General features: G+C 70.9%; 17 protein-coding genes. 8 read left to right on the forward strand and 9 right to left on the reverse strand.

Translation table 11 applies throughout. The annotated features are described in order from the left end of the window. Positions 1-110 precede the first annotated feature (110 nt). On the reverse strand, positions 111-1,031 hold the full coding sequence (locus tag ACYSMR_RS17550) for a LysR family transcriptional regulator (RefSeq protein ID WP_461746945.1): 921 nt from the start codon (positions 1,029-1,031) through the stop codon (positions 111-113). A gap of 270 nt (positions 1,032-1,301) precedes the next feature. On the opposite strand from ACYSMR_RS17550, the gene ACYSMR_RS17555 reads away from it, so the two are divergent. From ACYSMR_RS17555 to ACYSMR_RS17590, 8 genes are all read left to right on the forward strand, one after another. Next, entirely contained in the window at positions 1,302-2,930 is a 1,629-nt protein-coding gene (locus tag ACYSMR_RS17555; protein ID WP_461746946.1) for an SLC13 family permease, read from the forward strand. Positions 2,931-3,374: 444 nt separating this feature from the next. Further along, a complete protein-coding gene (locus tag ACYSMR_RS17560; RefSeq protein WP_461746947.1) occupies positions 3,375-4,508 on the forward strand; it encodes an MFS transporter in 1,134 nt (377 codons plus the stop codon). Positions 4,509-4,687: 179 nt separating this feature from the next. Beyond that, positions 4,688-5,575 carry an aspartate/glutamate racemase family protein gene (locus ACYSMR_RS17565; protein WP_461746948.1) on the forward strand — a complete coding sequence of 296 codons (888 nt, stop codon included), beginning with the start codon at positions 4,688-4,690 and terminating at the stop codon, positions 5,573-5,575. 250 nt (positions 5,576-5,825) lie between these two features. After that, positions 5,826-6,554, forward strand: coding sequence for an SDR family NAD(P)-dependent oxidoreductase (locus ACYSMR_RS17570; RefSeq protein ID WP_461746949.1), 729 nt, complete (start codon positions 5,826-5,828; stop codon positions 6,552-6,554). Positions 6,555-6,740: 186 nt separating this feature from the next. Further along, complete coding sequence (locus tag ACYSMR_RS17575) at positions 6,741-7,106, forward strand: VOC family protein (protein ID WP_309124968.1); 366 nt, start codon at positions 6,741-6,743, stop codon at positions 7,104-7,106. Between the two features lie 348 nt (positions 7,107-7,454). Further along, positions 7,455-7,844: a GNAT family N-acetyltransferase gene (locus ACYSMR_RS17580; protein WP_461746950.1), complete on the forward strand. Its 390-nt coding sequence runs from the start codon at positions 7,455-7,457 to the stop codon at positions 7,842-7,844. Continuing rightward, positions 7,829-8,284: a hypothetical protein gene (locus ACYSMR_RS17585; protein ID WP_461746951.1), complete on the forward strand. Its 456-nt coding sequence runs from the start codon at positions 7,829-7,831 to the stop codon at positions 8,282-8,284. Before ACYSMR_RS17580 ends, ACYSMR_RS17585 begins: the two co-directional genes overlap by 16 nt. A gap of 5 nt (positions 8,285-8,289) precedes the next feature. Beyond that, entirely contained in the window at positions 8,290-9,474 is a 1,185-nt protein-coding gene (locus ACYSMR_RS17590; RefSeq protein WP_461746952.1) for a PP2C family protein-serine/threonine phosphatase, read from the forward strand. 598 nt (positions 9,475-10,072) lie between these two features. Here the strand turns inward: ACYSMR_RS17590 and ACYSMR_RS17595 are convergent. The 8 genes from ACYSMR_RS17595 to ACYSMR_RS17630 all read right to left on the reverse strand — a co-directional run bounded on the left by ACYSMR_RS17595 (position 10,073) and on the right by ACYSMR_RS17630 (position 16,474). Then, entirely contained in the window at positions 10,073-10,252 is a 180-nt protein-coding gene (locus ACYSMR_RS17595; protein ID WP_461746953.1) for a hypothetical protein, read from the reverse strand. Positions 10,253-10,914: 662 nt separating this feature from the next. Then, positions 10,915-11,982, reverse strand: a complete 1,068-nt coding sequence (locus ACYSMR_RS17600; protein ID WP_461746954.1) for an LLM class flavin-dependent oxidoreductase — start codon at positions 11,980-11,982, stop codon at positions 10,915-10,917. Continuing rightward, complete coding sequence (locus tag ACYSMR_RS17605) at positions 11,982-12,239, reverse strand: tautomerase family protein (protein WP_461746955.1); 258 nt, start codon at positions 12,237-12,239, stop codon at positions 11,982-11,984. The genes ACYSMR_RS17600 and ACYSMR_RS17605 overlap by 1 nt, the downstream gene beginning before the upstream one ends. Before the next feature lie 11 nt (positions 12,240-12,250). After that, a complete protein-coding gene (locus ACYSMR_RS17610) occupies positions 12,251-13,732 on the reverse strand; it encodes an aldehyde dehydrogenase (protein WP_461746956.1) in 1,482 nt (493 codons plus the stop codon). After that, positions 13,725-14,483, reverse strand: coding sequence for an alpha/beta fold hydrolase (locus tag ACYSMR_RS17615; protein WP_461746957.1), 759 nt, complete (start codon positions 14,481-14,483; stop codon positions 13,725-13,727). Before ACYSMR_RS17615 ends, ACYSMR_RS17610 begins: the two co-directional genes overlap by 8 nt. Beyond that, the gene (locus ACYSMR_RS17620) at positions 14,480-15,031 is read right to left on the reverse strand and encodes an amino acid synthesis family protein (protein ID WP_461746958.1); all 552 of its coding nucleotides are present in this window, start codon (positions 15,029-15,031) and stop codon (positions 14,480-14,482) included. Before ACYSMR_RS17620 ends, ACYSMR_RS17615 begins: the two co-directional genes overlap by 4 nt. Further along, positions 15,028-15,645, reverse strand: a complete 618-nt coding sequence (locus ACYSMR_RS17625) for an amino acid synthesis family protein (protein ID WP_461746959.1) — start codon at positions 15,643-15,645, stop codon at positions 15,028-15,030. The genes ACYSMR_RS17620 and ACYSMR_RS17625 overlap by 4 nt, the downstream gene beginning before the upstream one ends. Before the next feature lie 133 nt (positions 15,646-15,778). After that, complete coding sequence (locus tag ACYSMR_RS17630; protein WP_461746960.1) at positions 15,779-16,474, reverse strand: GntR family transcriptional regulator; 696 nt, start codon at positions 16,472-16,474, stop codon at positions 15,779-15,781. Positions 16,475-16,538 lie beyond the last annotated feature (64 nt).

A 16,538-nucleotide genomic window follows, 5' to 3' on the forward strand; every position in this document is an offset into this window, starting at 1 on the left:
CTGTCGGATAGGCCGGGCAAGGGACAACTTGTCCGGTAACCCACGAAGATCAGTGAGTGAGGCCCCGGCCCGCAACCCCCCAGGGAACCCGGGCGGTCACTACATACCGTCTAGTCGGCCGCCAGCGCCTCGGACGCCCGGGGGTGGTCGGCCGCATACTCGGCGGCCACGGTCAAGAACGCCCGGGCGGCCGGGGTCAGGTCGGCCGGCCGGCTCAACAGGGCGACGTGCAGCACCGTCGCCGGCGCGATCCGCACCACGCGCAGGCCCATCTGGCTGGCCATCGGCGTCCAGGACGAGGGCATGATCCCATGCCCCACTCCGGCCAGCACCAGCGGCAGCACGGACGTGCGGTGGGCGACCTCCGCGGCGATCTCCACGCGCACGCCCCCGGCCAGGGCGTCGTCGACCAGCCACCGCATCAGCGACCCGCGCTGGGAGACGACCACCCGGTGCCCGTCCAGGTCCTCGCGCCGGATGGCTTCGCCGCCGCCGAAGTCGTCGGCCTGCGGGTTGACGATCAGCACCAGCGGCTGCTGCTCCAGGTGCATCACGTCGACCTCGGCGGAGCGGAAGGGGCGGTCCGCGCCCAGGATCCCGATCTCCGCCCCACCGCTGCGCACGGCCTCGGCGACCTCCTCCGGGGTGAAGGCGGCGGCGGCATTGACGGTCACCGACGGGTGCGTGCGCGCGTAGGCGGCCATCATCGACGTCAGGGGCTCGATGCCCGGCGAGGGCATGGCGACCACGTCCAGCCGGCCGCTGCGCACTCCCTTGAGCTCATCGATGGCGGCCCGGGCGGCCTCCAGGTCCCGGACGACCACCCGGGCCGGGCCCATCAGCTCCTGGCCGGCCTCGCTGAGCACCACCCGCCGGCCGATCCGGTGGAACAGCGAGACCCCCAGCTCCCGCTCCAGGCCCTTGATGGTCTGCGACAACGAGGGCTGGGCCACCAGCAGGTGCTCCGCCGCCCGGGTGAACCCCCCGTGGTCCACCACCGCCAAGAAGTACTTCAGCTGCCGCACATCCATGCTCGCTCTCCTTCGTCCATGCCCCTGGGTGCCCGTCGTCACCGGCCCCGCCGGACCTCTGCCGGGGCATCCCTCCTCCGCGGTGACCGGAGTCCCGTGGACGGTGAGGGCCCTCTGTCCCACAAGAGCCCCTGGCATGGAGAGCGATCACCCATCAAAGAGCCCACATCCATTGCTTTTGCCTATCGGGGTAGTAGACAACAAGCCTTAGACGTGATGCAAATCACGGGCGCATGGTAAGTCCATCCCGACGATGGAAGGACCAGGACCGTGCAAACCCAGCAACCCGTCCCCGCCGGCCCCACGAGTGCTTCACCACGCACGGACGTCCGTGCGGCCCTGCTGGGGGGCAAGACGTTCCGCAGCCTCAGCGAGCAGACCCTGACCCCGCGGGAGGAGAAGTTCGAACGGGCCCGCCAGACGACCGGGCTCTTCCTCGCCCCGGCGGCGGCGATCCTGTTCGCGCTGCTGCCGCTGGACCTGGACCGCACCCAGCACCTGCTGGCCGCGGTGCTGCTGGGGGTGATCATCCTGTGGATCACCGAGCCGGTGCCCATCCCCGTCGGTGGGCTCATCGGCGTGGCCGCGATCATGATCCTCGGGGTCGCCCCGGCCCCGGACGTGCTGGCCCCGTTCGGCTCCACCACGATCTTCACCTTCATCGGCGCCTTCATCCTCGCCGCGGCGATGCTCAAGCACGGCATCGCCCAGCGCCTGGCCTTCGCCGTGCTCTCCCTGCCCGGGGTGGGCAAGTCCACCTACCGCATCATCATCGCCTTCGGCGTGATCACCTGCATGCTCTCGGCCTTCGTCTCCAACACCGCCACCGTGGCGATGCTCATGCCCACCGCCCTGGGCATCCTGGCGGTGATCGCCCAGATGATGCAGGACCGCGGGATCGTCAAGGCCGACTTCGACCCGCTGCGCCTGCGCGTGGGGGCGGCCCTGCTGCTGATGCTCGCCTACGGCGCCTCCGTGGGCGGGCTGCTCACCCCGGTGGGCTCGCCCCCGAACCTCATCGGGCGCGGGCTCATCGAGGAGGCCACCGGCACCCGGATCTCCTTCGCCCAGTGGATGGCCACCGCCTTCCCCATCTGCCTGGCCATGTTCGTGGTCCTGGCGGCGGTCATGTTCCTGCTCAACAAGCCCGAGGTGCGCCGGATCGAGGGCGTGGAGGAGTACATCCGCGAGCAGAAGGCCACCCAGGGCCCGATGTCGCGGGCCGAGAAGAACACCCTCGTCGCCTTCGGCCTCACCGTCACCCTGTGGCTGCTGCCGGCCGTGGCCAGCCTGATCGGCGGCACCGAGTCGGCCGCCTACATCTTCCTCGACGACCGACTCGACGAGGGCATCGTCGCCGTGCTCGGCGCCTCCCTGCTGTTCGTCCTGCCCACCAACTGGGCCAAGCGCGAGGCCACCCTGACTTGGTCGGACGCGGCGAAGATCGACTGGGGCACCATCATCCTCTTCGGCACCGGCATCATCTTCGGCTCCCTGCTGGCCGCCACCGGGCTCGCCGAGACCATCGGCACCGGCGCGGCCGAGAACCTGGCCATCACCAACGTCGTGGCGATCACCGTGTTCTCCGCGGTGCTGGCCATCCTCATCTCGGAGACCACCTCCAACACCGCCTCGGCGGCGGTGATCGTGCCCATCGTCATCCCGCTGTGCCAGGCCATCGGGGTCGATCCCTTCGTCCCGGCCCTCGCGGCCACGTTCGCGGCGTCCTTCGGGTTCATGCTCCCGGTCTCCACCCCGCAGAACGCCATCGTCTACGGCACCGGGGCCGTGCCCATCACCCGCATGATCCGCACCGGCATCGTCTTCGACGTCCTCGGCGCGATCCTCATCGTCTCCATCGTCCCGGTGATGATCGCCCTCGTCGGCATCGGCGGATAACCCTCCCCACCCAACCCCCACGCCCGGACCCGGTAACCATCGGACGGGTCGAGGACCACGAACCCTTGGGGCCCCACCACCACGGTGGGGCCCCAAGGGCGTTCCCGAGGCAGCCCTCCACCCATTCCGCGTGGGGACCCTCGCGAGAGGGTTACCCTCAATCCGGCCCTCAGTACCGTGGACCTCGCTCGGTCCCTTTCTCGGCCTGCGTGCTGTCGCAGTGGTCCCGGAGGCGCCGGCACAGAACGCGACGCCGTCCAACGGCGCGGGCGCCCCCGAGAGGAGCCTGGACAATGCAGGAGGACCGGTCATGACACCTTCACCATCACGCGGTGGTGCCCTCTGCCTTTCGGTACCGGTGCCGGGCATCACCTCGACAGCCTCCCTGGCCTGGCGGAGCTCGTGAGGCGTCCGGGGCGGGGGGCAGCCGCAGTGGTCGCGGCCGTGCTGGTGACCGTCCTGACCAGCATGCCGGTGTTCCTCCTGGGAGCACTGGCCACCGAGATCACCGCCACCGTCCACGTCCCCGCCTCCGGGATCGGCGTGGCGGTGGGAATCTACTGGGTGGCCGCTGCCCTGACCTCGGCCGGTACCGGTGCGATCGGGCGGGTGCTCAGCGAGAAGCGCATGGGGATCACCGCCGTGCTGCTGGCGGTGCTGAGCCTGTCCGGCAGCGCGTTCTGGATCCCCGCGTGGCCGTGGCTGATCGTGTGGGCGGCCCTGGGCGGCGCCGGCAACGGCCTGGGACACCCGTCCTCCAACCACCTGCTGGTCACGCACATCCGATCGTCGTCGCGCGGTCTGGCGTTCGGGGTGAAACAAGCCGCCGTGCCCCTGGCAGGCCTCATCGCCGGCGTATCCATCCCGCTGGTCGCCCTCACTCTCGGGTGGTCGGTCGCGTTCCTGCTGATGGCCGTCCTGGGGGTGCTGGTGCTGGTCGCCACGGCTCTGATCCGTGCCGCACCCTCCGCCGAGGGCGGGACCCGTCCGGCGGGACAGCTGGATCCGCGCCTGCGTCCCGCGTTGCTGCTGATGGCCATGATGACGATGTTCGCCGCCGGCTCGGCCAACTCCGCCGTCGCGTTCTGCGTGACCGGCGCGGTGGAGCGCGGGATCGACGCCGGTGCGGCAGGGGTGCTGCTGGCCGTCGGCAGCGCCGCCGGCGCGATGACCCGCATCATGGTGGGACGGGTCGTCGATCGGGGCGTCGTCTCGGCTCTGCCGCTGATCCGTTTCGCCGTCGTGGCGTGCGCCGTTGGCCTGTCCCTCATGGCGATCCCGTCGACCTGGAGCTACGTGGTGGGTTTTCTGCTCGCTGCAGGCCTCGGGTGGGGGTGGCCCGGGCTGGTGCACTTCTTCGTCTCCCACCTGGCGCCGGATGCCGCAGCGCCGGCCACGGGTCTCGTCCAGACCGGCTCCTACATCGGCAGCGCCGTCGGCCCCGTGCTCACCGGCGTGGTCCTCGCCCTGGGCAGCTCGAGCCTGGCCTGGGCCATGCTGACCACCCTGGCCGTGATCGCGGTCGCCCTCTCATTTCTCGTCGGACACCGGCTGCGAAAGGCCGGCCTGACGCCATGACCGCCCAGATGGACCCACCCCCCATCCACCAGCAGCACCCGCCCTGGTCCCTCGAGCTCCTGCGGCATCGCCAGGAGCGTGGAACCAAGTGGTGCCCGCCTATCCCTCGGCGCTGCGGTCGGGGTTCCTGGGCGGGCATTTTCACGGGGCGGGTCCGACGTGCATGCCAGAGCTTTCCGGTGGCCTGCGCCACCGGTGAGCATTTCAGCGCCCGGCTGCGGTCCGACTTGCGGGCGCGACGGCGCGGCCTGGAAGCTGGTGTGCACCCAGGGTGGATGGCGCGTGGCAGCAAAGCCACCCACACCTGGGCCTGCTGGTCGCACGGCGTGCCGCAGGCGCTGGTCCAGCTGAGGGTCGGTCGTCCGGGAGGGGAACAGATGCGCATCATCGGAATGCTCGGCGGTATGAGCTGGGAGTCGACGGCCGAGTACTACCGGCTGACGAACGAGCTGGTACGTGATCGACTCGGCGGGGTGCACTCGGCCCGTATCCTGCTCGATTCCATGGACTTCGCCGACATGGAGCAGCTGCAGTCGGCGGGGCGGTGGCAGGAAGCCGGCGAGCTGCTCGCCGCCAAGGCCTCCGCGCTGGAATCAGCGGGTGCGCAGATGCTCGTCCTGTGCACGAACACCATGCACGTCGTCGTCGATGCGATCGAGCAGGCCGTGACGATTCCGGTGCTCCACATCCTCGATGCCACGTCGGCGAGAGTCCGGCAGGAAGGCCTCAGTCGCGTCGGAGTGCTGGGCACCGCGTTCACCATGGAGCAGGACTTCTACCGTGACCGCCTCGCCGCCGGCGGGATCCAGGCCATCGTGCCGGAACCGCAGGACCGGGCGACCGTGCACCGGATCATCTACGAGGAGCTCGTCCGCGGTGTGGTGACGGAGGCGTCGCGGGCGCGATACCGGGCGATCATCGGTCGCCTGGTGGCCGGCGGGGCGGAGGGCATCGTGCTGGGGTGCACGGAGATCGAGTTGCTGGTGAGCGCGGAGGACAGCTCGGTACCGGTGTTTCCCACCACGCGCCTCCACGTGGAAGCGGCCGTGGAGATGGCTCTCACCTGAACAGGAGACTTCCCCCGGTCTGCACTGTGGGTGCCTCGGCGCAGCCGCGGCGGCAGTCACCGCGGCTGCGCCGAGGCACGTGTCCCGTGCTGCAGCATGGGTTCCTCTTGGTGCGCCAGCCGGGTCCGTGATGTCCGCGCCGTGGTGGCTCCTGTCCAGGGGTGTCTTACTTCTCGACGCGGGGGCATTGTGGCGTGGGCCTCGACTAGCGTGGGCGGTCACGGCCATCGCCGGGGCGAGGAGGATCGCGATGTCGACCAAGCTGACCGTCGTCACCGGTGGCGGCCGCGGGATCGGGGCGGCGATCAGCCGTCGTCTGGCCGCGCAGGGCCACGACGTGGTCATCGCCTACCGGCGGGACCGGGACGCCGCCGAGGCTGTCGCCGAGGACGTGCGCCGCGGCGGCCGCCGCGCCCTGACCGCACCGGTGGAGATGACCGATCCGGGCTCGGTCGCCGAGCTCTTCGACCGGGTCCATGCATTCGGACCCCTGACGGGATTGGTGAACAACGCCGGGGCCGCCGCGGCGGTGGGCCCGTTGGAGACCAACGACCTCGAGACGATCCGCCGGGACCTGGAGGTGAACCTCTTCGGGGTCATCGCCTGCACGCAGCAGGCGATCGGTGCGCTCCGGCGCGCCGGCGGTGGCGCGGTCGTCAACATCTCCTCCGTTGCCGCGTCGTTGGGTGGGCCTGGCATGTACGTGCACTACGCGGCGGCCAAGGCCGGAGTGGAGGCCTTCACCGTGGGCCTGGCCAAGGAGCTGGCCGTCGAGAACATCCGGGTCAACGCGGTGGCCCCGGGCACGGTGTGGACGGATTTCCACCGGGATCCGGAGCGGCCGGCCAAGATCGCCGCGACGATCCCGATGGGCCGGGCCGGGCGGCCCGAGGAGATCGCCGGGGCGGTGGCCTGGTTGCTCTCCGACGATGCCTCGTACGCCACCGGAACGACCCTGCGGATCAGCGGAGGACTCTGACGCGCCCGTGATCCGCGCACAAGCACGGCCCGGCTCTGCGCGCAGGCGCCGGGGACGTCCTGCTTTGGTCGCCGGCACACACGGTCAGCGCAGCCAGCAGACCTGCACGGGGCGGGTGAGCGGCGGACTGTGCTGCGGTGGGGGTGCGGCTGTCGGGTGCTGCCGGGCTGGGGCTACCATCTGGCCATGACGCCACCGCCCCGGCACCACTCGCTGAACTACGTTGAGCTGACCGTCACCGACCTCGCCGCGGCGAAGGCCTTCTACGCGCAGGCCTTCGGCTGGCGCTTCGTCGACTACGGTCCCGACTACGCCGGCATCGCCTCCCCGGAGGGTGACGGGGAGGACGTGGGAGGGCTGCTGGTCGCTGCTCAGCCACGCCCCCAGGGCGGTCCGTTCGTGCTGCTCTACTCGGAGGACCTCGAGGAGACGGAGTGGGCCATCGTGCGGGCGGGGGGTCGCATCGTGCAGGCACCGTATGCGTTTCCGGGGGGCCGGAGGCTGCACTTCGCTGACCCCAGCGGCAATGAGCTCGGGGTCTGGGGGCAGTAGGAGCCGGCGGGGCAGACCGTCGGTCTGCATCCGTTCTGCGGACTCTGCCGGTGCCGCCGGATGTCTTGAGGATCGCCCGCGCCGGCTGCACCGCACCCGGGGCCTCCGTGCTGTGCTCCCGCCTCGCCTCCCGCCTCGCCTCCCGCCTCGACGTGGCGCGAGGAAGGCCGGTCGGCTTCCGGGTGCAGGCACCTCCGGTCGATCCGTTCAGTGCTCCCTGTCCTCGGTATCCGGGCACGGCTGGCTACGACGACCCCCATGCTCCATGGCACCTCCGTCCGGTCGCTCAGGGCCTTGCTGACAAGGGCCACGCTCGGGAACCTCACCTGGCGCCGGGAACGGTTCTCGGTGATCGACGTGCACACACGGGCGGAGCTCTCCCACTACACGCACCTGGACCCCCCCCACCGCGGGGACTTCGGATGGATGGCGCAGACCGGGACGGAGGCCGTGGGTGTCGTCCGGGCCCAGTACCTGCCCCCGGACGACCCCGGGTACGGATTCCTCGCCGAGGACGCCCCGGAAGCGAGCCTCTGGGTGCGAGGCGACTGGCGTGGCCGTGGCCGGGGAACAGCGCTGCTGCGCCGGATGCAGGACGAGGCGCGAGCACGGCGGGTGCCGCGGATCAGCCTCTCGGTGGAGGCCGGCAACGACGCCAAGCGGCTCTACCTGGCCGAGGGTTTCGTGGACGTCCCCGGGCGCGAGAGCGACGGCGTCATGGTGTGGACCCCGCAGTAGGCGCCGTGCTGGTCATCGTGGTCTTCCCGTCGGCGCTGCCCTACCGGCTCGGGAACGGGCCCCTGACCGTCCTGCCGGCCGGCGGCGCCGGGGTCCTCCTCAACCTCATCACCGTCTTCACCGCCACACCGACGATCCTCACCGGCCACGCCTGCACCCTGTCGCGACTGATCGGCGGCGCCGTGGTCATCGGCGGGGTGATCATCACCGACGCCCCCTCCTTCCACCGCCGCACCACCTCACAGGAACAGGCCGCCGCCCAGCTGGAGCTGGAGATTGCACGCGAACGGGTCACCGACTCGGTGGCCGAGCGCCAGGCCACCGGCAAGGACCTCGGCGGGCTGCGCCGAACCCTCACCGACGCCCAGATCCGCACCTTGTTGCGGCGCGTCGGCGGATCGGCCCGGTCCGGACAAACAGGGGCGGGACGATTACTATAGGAAACATGCTTTTCGATGTAGTGGATGCGGCTGAGACGGCCCGCCTGCAGGCCCTGCACGCTCTGGACGTGCTGGACACCCCGCGGGAGGAGCGCTTCGACCGGATCGTGCGCCTGGCTCAAGAGGTCTTCGGGGTGGACGCCGCCGCGGTGAACCTCATCGCCGCCGACCGGCAGTTCACCAAGGCCGAGGTGGGCCTGGACGGGGCCGGCAACTGCGCCCGTGAGGACTCGTTCTGCACCCACACGATCCGGCAACCCCAGGCCCTGGTGGTGGAGGACGCCCTGCGTGATGAGCGCTTCTGGGACGACCCGTTCGTCACCGGTGACCCGCACATCCGCTTCTACGCTGGGTACCCCCTGCACGCCGCGGGCGGGCACAGGGTGGGCACGCTGTGCCTGATCGATCCCGCTCCCCGGGCCTGGGATGCCGGGCAGGAGCGGATCCTGGCGCAGATGGCCGGGTGGGCGGAGGCCGAACTGGTCCGGGCCGCCGAGCTGGACCGGGCCGCGCAGGTCCAGCAGGTGCTCATGCCGACCACCACCCCGGATCTGCCCGGGTGGGAGGCCGCCGGGCGGTGCGTGCCCACCCAGGCCATCGGTGGGGACTTCTACACCTGGCACGGCCTCCCGGACGGAAAGCTGCAGGTGCACGTGGCCGACGTGATGGGCAAGGGCATCCCGGCGGCGCTGATCGCCGCCTCGATGCGGGCGACGCTGGTGGGGGCGGCCCAGTTCAACGACCAGCAGCAGACGATCCAGCGCACCGCGGCCGCGACCCAGCAGCTGCTGGAGGACACCGGGGCGTTCGTCACCGCCTTCTCCGCCCGCCTGGACCCGGCCACCGGGGTCCTGGAGTACGTCGATGCCGGGCACGGGCTGGCGTTCGTGCTGGGCGAGGACGGCTACCGCGGGCTCGAGCACTCCGGCCCGCCCCTGGGCATCTTCTCCGACACCACCTGGCAGACCCACCGCACCACCCTGGCCCCCGGCGAGACCCTGGTCGTGGTCTCCGACGGGTTCCTGGACTTCTTCCCCACCCTGGAGGAGACCCTGGAACGGGCCCGGCAAGCCCGGCTGCACCGGTTGCCGGTCGCGGAGCTGGTCGAGCGGGCCACCGCCTTCGCCCGGGCCACCGGCCACCCCGACGACGTCACCGTCGTGGCCGTCCGCCGCTGCCAGCCGACCTGAGCCCCACCCACCACGGGTGCCTCCGCCGACGCCGTCGTGGGGGAGAGGGACACCGCCGTGGAAGACCCGCCCCCGTCACAGCCGGTGGACCGGGACCCCTGCGGTGCCTGGGAGATCGTCACGCCTGGACGGCCGCCTCCGCCCGACTGCGCGGGGACGACGCCCCAGCTCCTCACCACGCCCAGGCCTTCGGGGACGCCCATCAGGCGCCGCAGGGATCGTGGACCGCCGAGGAGCCCTGGGCCGAGCTGGCCACCGACCACGGCCACTGGTGCGGCATGGACCGGTCCGCCCTGGTCGAGAACACCTACGATCCTGGTGCGCTCCTCCACCCCCACGGTGTGGAACACCGGGCCGGCGGCACCGGACAGCTCCACCATCCCGGACCCCGACCCAGGTGCGTGCCGAGGCCGGCTGGTCCCGCCGCGGCCCGGTCGCCACCCACGCACCGGCTGGATGGACCGGCGGCCGGGACTGCGCGTCGTCCAGCAAGCGGGGCGGTGGAGGACGTCTTCCACCATGCGGCGGCGGGCCCGCCATGCCGGTGACACGGGCGGTCCGCAGTGCCTGGTGGGTGGCTGGGTCTGCACCGAGGCCATCATCGGGCGAGCAGGGGCGGATGGGTGACGGGACGGTCGCCCGGGCGCAGGCGCGCCCGAGCCGTGCGGGCCTCCGAGAAGCCGGGTGCGGGGTCCTGGACCTGTGGTGGTGGAGGTTGCGGCTCGGCGGTGACCTCGGTGACCTCGGTGCGTCGGAGCTCGAGGCGTTGCGCGGCCACGCGCTGAGGCTGCCGCCGGCCCTCCGTGATCGAGTGGTGTGCGCGGGGCACCACCTGCTGGGCGGTCCCTGCATTGCCTGCACGTGGGGGATGGGCTCCGCCACCGGCGAGGAGCTTCCTGGACTGACCCACGCACGTGATGGGGGCTGCTCGGGCTGATCGGTGGTGCCGGGGTGCGGGTGCTGGTCCTGGGCGGGGGAGACGAGGCCACCCCCCCGTGGGGTCGATGGTGTTCACGGTCATGGTTGCCCTGGCGCAGAGGGAACGGGAGACCACACGAGAAGGCATTGCCGACCCGGTGGCCACACGCCGGGCCGCCGGGAAGAATGTGGGCGGCCGGTGCCTCTCCGTCACCGATGCCCACTGTCACGGTCTGGCAACGGGTTGCGTCGCCATGAAGCACCGCGTGCAACGCCTACGTCGACGTGCATCACCGTCAGGGCAGTGTCCGGGCAGCAGCGTTTCACGATTTCCAGCGGTGGCTCGAAGGGGCGGAACAGCACCCGGCAACCTCATGCGTTCAGGGGTGCCCCTCAGATGTAGGTCCGTGGTGCGCGCGTCCCGTCCCCCGCAGGCGGCCCTGCGCCCTCTGCCGGGGGAACCAGAAGGGGCCTCCGGCATCGACCCCGGAGGGATGGAAGCCGGAGACCCCTTATCGGCCGCTATCGAGCCGCGGCGGCGGGCTGCTCCTGGAAGGCGGGCAGGACGTGTTCGATGAAGAGCTCGAGTGAGCGCTTCTTCTCCTCGTGCGTGAGGCTGTTGTCCGACCAGAGGCTGAACTCCGTGACGCCGAGTGCCTCGTAGTGGCGGAGCCGCTCGATGATCTCCTCCGGGGTGCCGATCATCGCCGTCCGGTGGAGGGATTCGGGCTGGAACTCCGGGCGGTCGGCGAACTTCTCGACCGGGCTCGGCTCGAGAAATCCGTTGTGCGGGGTCGTCTTGTTACCGAACCAAGCGTCGAAGGTGCGGTAGAACTTCTGGATGCCCTCGGCCGGACGCCGCCACCCGTCGGGGTCGTCGGCGGAGTGCACGTGGGTGTGCCGCAGGACCATGAGGTCGGGGCGGGGAACCTCGGGGTTGTTCGCCACGGCGGTGTCGAACTTGTGCGCGAGGTCCTCGACCTCCTCGTCGCCCTTCATGAGCGGCGTGACCATGACGTTGCAGCCGTTGGACACGGCGAACTCGTGGGAGGAGATGTCGCGGGCCGCGATCCACATGGGCGGGGTCGGCTTCTGGACGGGCTTGGGCACGCTCGTGGAGGTCGGGAACTGCCAGACCTCGCCGTCGTGGGCGTAGTCGCCCTGCCAGAGTTCGCGCACCGCGGGCACGAGTTCGCGCAGGTGCTTGCCGCCCTCGACCGCGGGCATGCCGCCCATGAGACGGTCGAACTCGAACTGGTAGGCCCCGCGCGCCAGGCCGACCTCCATCCGGCCGTTGCTTATGACGTCCAGCAGCGCCGTCTCACCGGCCACGCGCAGCGGGTTCCAGAACGGGGCGATGATCGTGCCGGCGCCGAGCCGGATGCGGGAGGTCCGCGCTGCCAGATACGCCAGCTGCGGCATGGGGCTGGGGGAGATCGTGTACTCCATCGAGTGGTGCTCGCCGATCCAGACGGTGCTGAACCCGCCGGCCTCGGCGACCAGAGCGAGCTCCGTGAGGTTCTCGAAGCACTCCTGGTGCGAGACGGACTCGTCCCAGCGCTCCATGTGGACGAAGAGGGAAAAACGCATCAGTGGCTCCTTCGTGCTGCAGGGATGTCGGTGGCAGCCTCGTGGGTGGGTGCGGCCTGTGCGGCGGCCGCGTTGCGTTCGGCGATGGTCTGGTCGGCCTTGGACCAGTGGGTGGTGGGCACCTCGCGGATGATCACCGTGGTGTTCTCCGGGACGGCGCCGACGCTCTCCTCGGCGGCCCGGTGCAGGGCCGAGACCAGGGCGCGCAGCTGCTCGGGGCTGCGTCCTTCCGCGATGGACACGTCGATCAGGGGCATCGGGTTCTCCTTCAGCTGCGCATGACGAAGGGGTCCGCGACCGGACCCTCGTCGGTGTTGATCCACACGCTCTTGAGGCGGGTGTACTCGTGCATGGACTCCAGGCCGTGCTCGATGCCGACCCCGCTGTTCTTGAAGCCCTGGCGGGGGGACATGGGGGACATGGCCCGGTAGGTGTTCACCCAGACCGTGCCGGCGTCCAGGCGGCGGGCCATCCGGTGGGCGCGGGCGAGGTTCTGGGTCCACACGCCGGCGGCCAGGCCGTAGTCGGTGTCGTTGGCCAGGGCCAGGACCTCGTCCTCGGTGTCGAAGGGCATGATCGCGGCCACGGGGCCGAAGATCTCCTCCCGGGTGACGCGCATGCAGTTGTTCACCCCGGTCAGCACGGTCGGGGCGTAGAAGTAGCCCGGCAGCTCGACGTCGGGGCGGCCTCCGCCGGTGAGGACGGTGGCGCCCTCGGAGACGCCGAGCTCCACATAGGAGTTGACCTTCTCCTGCTGAGCGGCGAAGGCCAGCGGGCCCAGCTCGGTGGTCTCGAGCAGGGGGTCGCCGATGACGATGCTGCGGGCCCGCTCGGCGACCTTCTCCAGCAGCTCGTCGTAGACGGAGCGGTGGGCGAAGACGCGGCTGCCGGCGATGCAGGTCTGCCCGGCGGCGGCGAAGATGCCGGCGATCACACCCATGGCCGCGTTGGACACTTCGGCGTCCTCGAAGACGATGTTGGGGCTCTTGCCGCCCAGCTCCAGGGTGCAGCCGATGAACCGCGAGGCGGCGGAGGCGGCGATGGCCGAGCCGGTGGCGGTGGATCCGGTGAAGGAGATCTTCGCCAGGCCCGGGTGGTCCACCAGCGGGGCGCCGGCTTCGACGCCGTAGCCGGTGACGACGTTGATGACCCCGTCGGGGAACCCGGCCTCCGTGGCGAGCTCGGCCAGGCGCAGCACGGTGCGTGAGGTGTACTCGGAGGGCTTGATGACCAGGGTGTTGCCGGCGGCCAGGGCCGGGGACAGCTTCGAGGTGGTCAGGGTCAGCGGCGAGTTCCAGGGGGTGATGGCCCCGACGACACCGAGAGCTTCGCGCTGGGTGTAGTTGAGCATCTGCACGGAGTTGGTGGGGATCTGGCTGCCCTGCACCTTGTCGGCCAGACCGGCGTAGTAGTAGAGGTACTCCGGCAGCCCGGCCAGCTGACCGCGCATCTCCCGCAGCAGCTTGCCGTTGTCCTGGGACTCCATCCGGGCCAGTTCCTCGGCGTGCTCCCCGACCAGATCGCCCAGGCGTCGCAGCAGATGCCCCCGCTTGGTGGGGGACAGGTCCCGCCACCGCGGGTCGTGGAAGGCCTGTCCGGCCGCCTGGACCGCGGCGTCGACGTCGGCGGCGGTGCCGCGGGCCGCGGAGTACAGGGTCTCCAGGGTGGCCGGGTTGGTGCTCTCGAAGTACGCGCCCTCGACCGGGGCGGCGTACTGGCCGTTGATGAAGTGGTCGTAGCGCTCAGACATGGTCTTCTCGACTCGATTCCTCGATGAAGTGGTGGATGGTGCGGGCCAGCTCGCCCGGTTGCTCCACGGGGAGCATGTGGCGGGCCCCAGGCACGACGACGGCCTGCGCGCCGGGGACCGCGCTCGCCAGACGACCCGTCATCTCCGCGGTGGAGCCCGGGTCCAGTTCCCCGGTCACGGCCAGGGAGGGGACCGTGATGCGGCCCAGCTCGGCTCCGATCTCGGCGTCGGCGGTGGCGAACACCTCGTAGGCGTGCAGGTAGGACTCCACGGAGTTGGCCAGCAGGGTGGTCCGCGTCCCCGCCACCGTGTCCTGGTCCACGCCGCTGCCGGCGGGATACCAGCGGTGGATCGAGGCCTCGACGCTGCCCGGGAAGTCCGTGCGGGCACTTTCCAGCCGTCGTTGCACCGAGGCCGCCTCCTCCGGGGTGCGCCGGCACACCGAGCTGACGTTGCTCAGGGTCGCCACGAGCTCGGGGTGGTACCGGGCGAGGTGCTGGGCAATGAGCGCGCCCAGGGAGAACCCCACCAGGTGGGCCCGCCCGGGCAGGCGCGCGGCGACGTCCTCGGCGAGCTCGGTCAGGGAAACCGCGTCGGTCAAGGGCGGGCGCTTGCCGTGACCGGGCAGGTCCAGGGCCACGACGGGCCGGTCGGTGATCCGGGCCAGCTCGGCGCGGAGGGGGTCCCACATGGTGTGGTCCAGCCCCACGCCGTGGAGCAGGACGATGGGCAGGGGCTGGGCCACGGTCACTGCTCGGTGCTCAGCGGGGCCAGGCGCTGCTGGGGACGTCCCTGGGCGGCGGCGGCCAGGGCAATGACGATCTCCCCGGGGTGCGGGGCGTCGGCCAGGCGGACCTCGATGCTCTGGTGGTGGGAGCGGATGGTGGCGTCGGTGATGTGCTTGAGCGGGATGTCGAAGACGACCCCGGCGGGCCCGCGCTTCTCCACCGCCGGCAGCAGGGTGGTGGCGGAGGCGGCCTTGCGGAAGTGGTCCCCGAACTTCAGGGTGTGGATCAGGGCCGAGCCGTGCTCGATCTCCCCGTCCAGGCCCACGATGGCGGCCTTTCCGAAGGCCTCCACCGGAGCCCCCAGCGCCTCGACCACGCGGGAGGCCAGCAGGGCGCCGACGTCGGAGGCGGTGGCCTCGATACCGGGGTTGAGGTCCTCGACGAAGCCCTGGCCGTCCCAGGGGTTGGCGATGATGGCGGCCACGACGGCCACGCGCGCTGCGGGCTCGACGGGACGTCCGCCCTCGGTGACGATCTCTTCGACGATGGTGACGATCTTGCGCGTGCTCATGCGGAGGCTCCTTCGAGGATGGCGGAGGTGACGGTGGGGTCGGTGGCCCGGTCCCCGATGCGCGGGTGCGGTCGAGGCCCGGTGGAGGCGGCGACGACGACGACGATCTCGTCGGCACGCGGTCCGTCACTCACCCTGGTGGTGATGGTCTGGTAGTGGCTGCGGGTGGCGGCGTGGGTCTTGTGCCACATGGGCACGACCAGAGCCTGGCCCGCCTCGGCGCGGTCGTCGGCGAAGCAGATGATGGAGGAGCCCTCGAGGAACTCCCGCACCAGGTTGCCGAAGTACGGGGTGTGGATCAGGGCTCCGGCGTGCTCGATCTCCCCGGCGGTGCCCACGATGGCGGCCTTGCCGAAGGCCTCAACCTGCTCGGCCCCGCCCAGGCTCTCCAGCAGCCGGTCGGTCAGCACGTGGGCCAGCTGCGGGGCGAGGCGCTCGGTGGCCGGGGAGAGGTCCGTGTCCGGACCGGTCCCGACCCACGGGTTGGACACCACCGCCGCGACGGTGGCGCGCACGGCCGGCACGGCCGGGGCCGTGCCGTTCTCCAGGAGGATCTCCTCCTGGTAGTGGACGATCTTGCGGATGCCAGCAGTCGCGGCAGAACGCTCTGTCATGGTCGTCACCGCCCTCCCAACGGGTGAAGGGGGCGGGGGACATGGGGCACGACCTTCTCGAAGAACAGCTCCGGGCTGCGCATGGCGTGGTCCTTTCGCGCCGGCGCGCCGCCGGCAGTCGGTGAGGTGACGGTCAGGAGTGGAGGGGGGCGCCAGCCGTGCGGGAGTCGGTGAGGACTTCGCGGGCGGAGGCGTAGACGTGGTTGCGCATGGCGGCCTCGGCGCCGAAGTGGTCCTTGTCCCGGATCATCTCCAGCACGACACGGTGCTCACTGGTGGAGGCCTTGATCCGCCCGGGGTGCTCGGCCGTGCGCAGAACCAGGCGGTGGTAGGCCAGCTGGTTCATCAGACGGTCGTAGTGCTCGACCAGCTTGGAGTTGTCCGACCCGGTGATGATGGTGCGGTGGAACTCGTGGACCAGTTCCGCGTACCGGGTGGCGTCCTGATCAGCGGCGGCCTGGTCCGACTCCGCGATGTTGCGCTCGAGCACCTCGAGTTCGGGAACCAGTCCGCGGCGGGCCAGCAGGCCGGCGGCCAGGCCCTCCAGGCCCTCCTTGAGCTGGAACAGTTCGACGATCTCCCGGCGGGTGGGCTCCTTCACGAAGGTGCCCACCTTGGGGCGGATCTCCACCAGGCCCTCGTGCTGCAGCTGCTTGAGGGTCTCGCGGATGGGCGTGCGGCTGACCTCGAACTCCTGGGCCAGGAACACCTCCGACAGCGGAGCCCCCGGAGGAAAATCCCCGCTGAGCACCAGTCGCCGGACCCGGTCCAGCAGCGGGACCTCAGTGGAACTGTCCGCGTCGTCGGTCCCCTTCGTGATCTGTTGCATGCATCACACGGTAGGGATGTTGCCGTGCACCGTCAAGAGCGCGGAGTTGAAACCTGTGTCTAAC

Source organism: Kocuria sp. U4B (genome assembly GCF_054875615.1).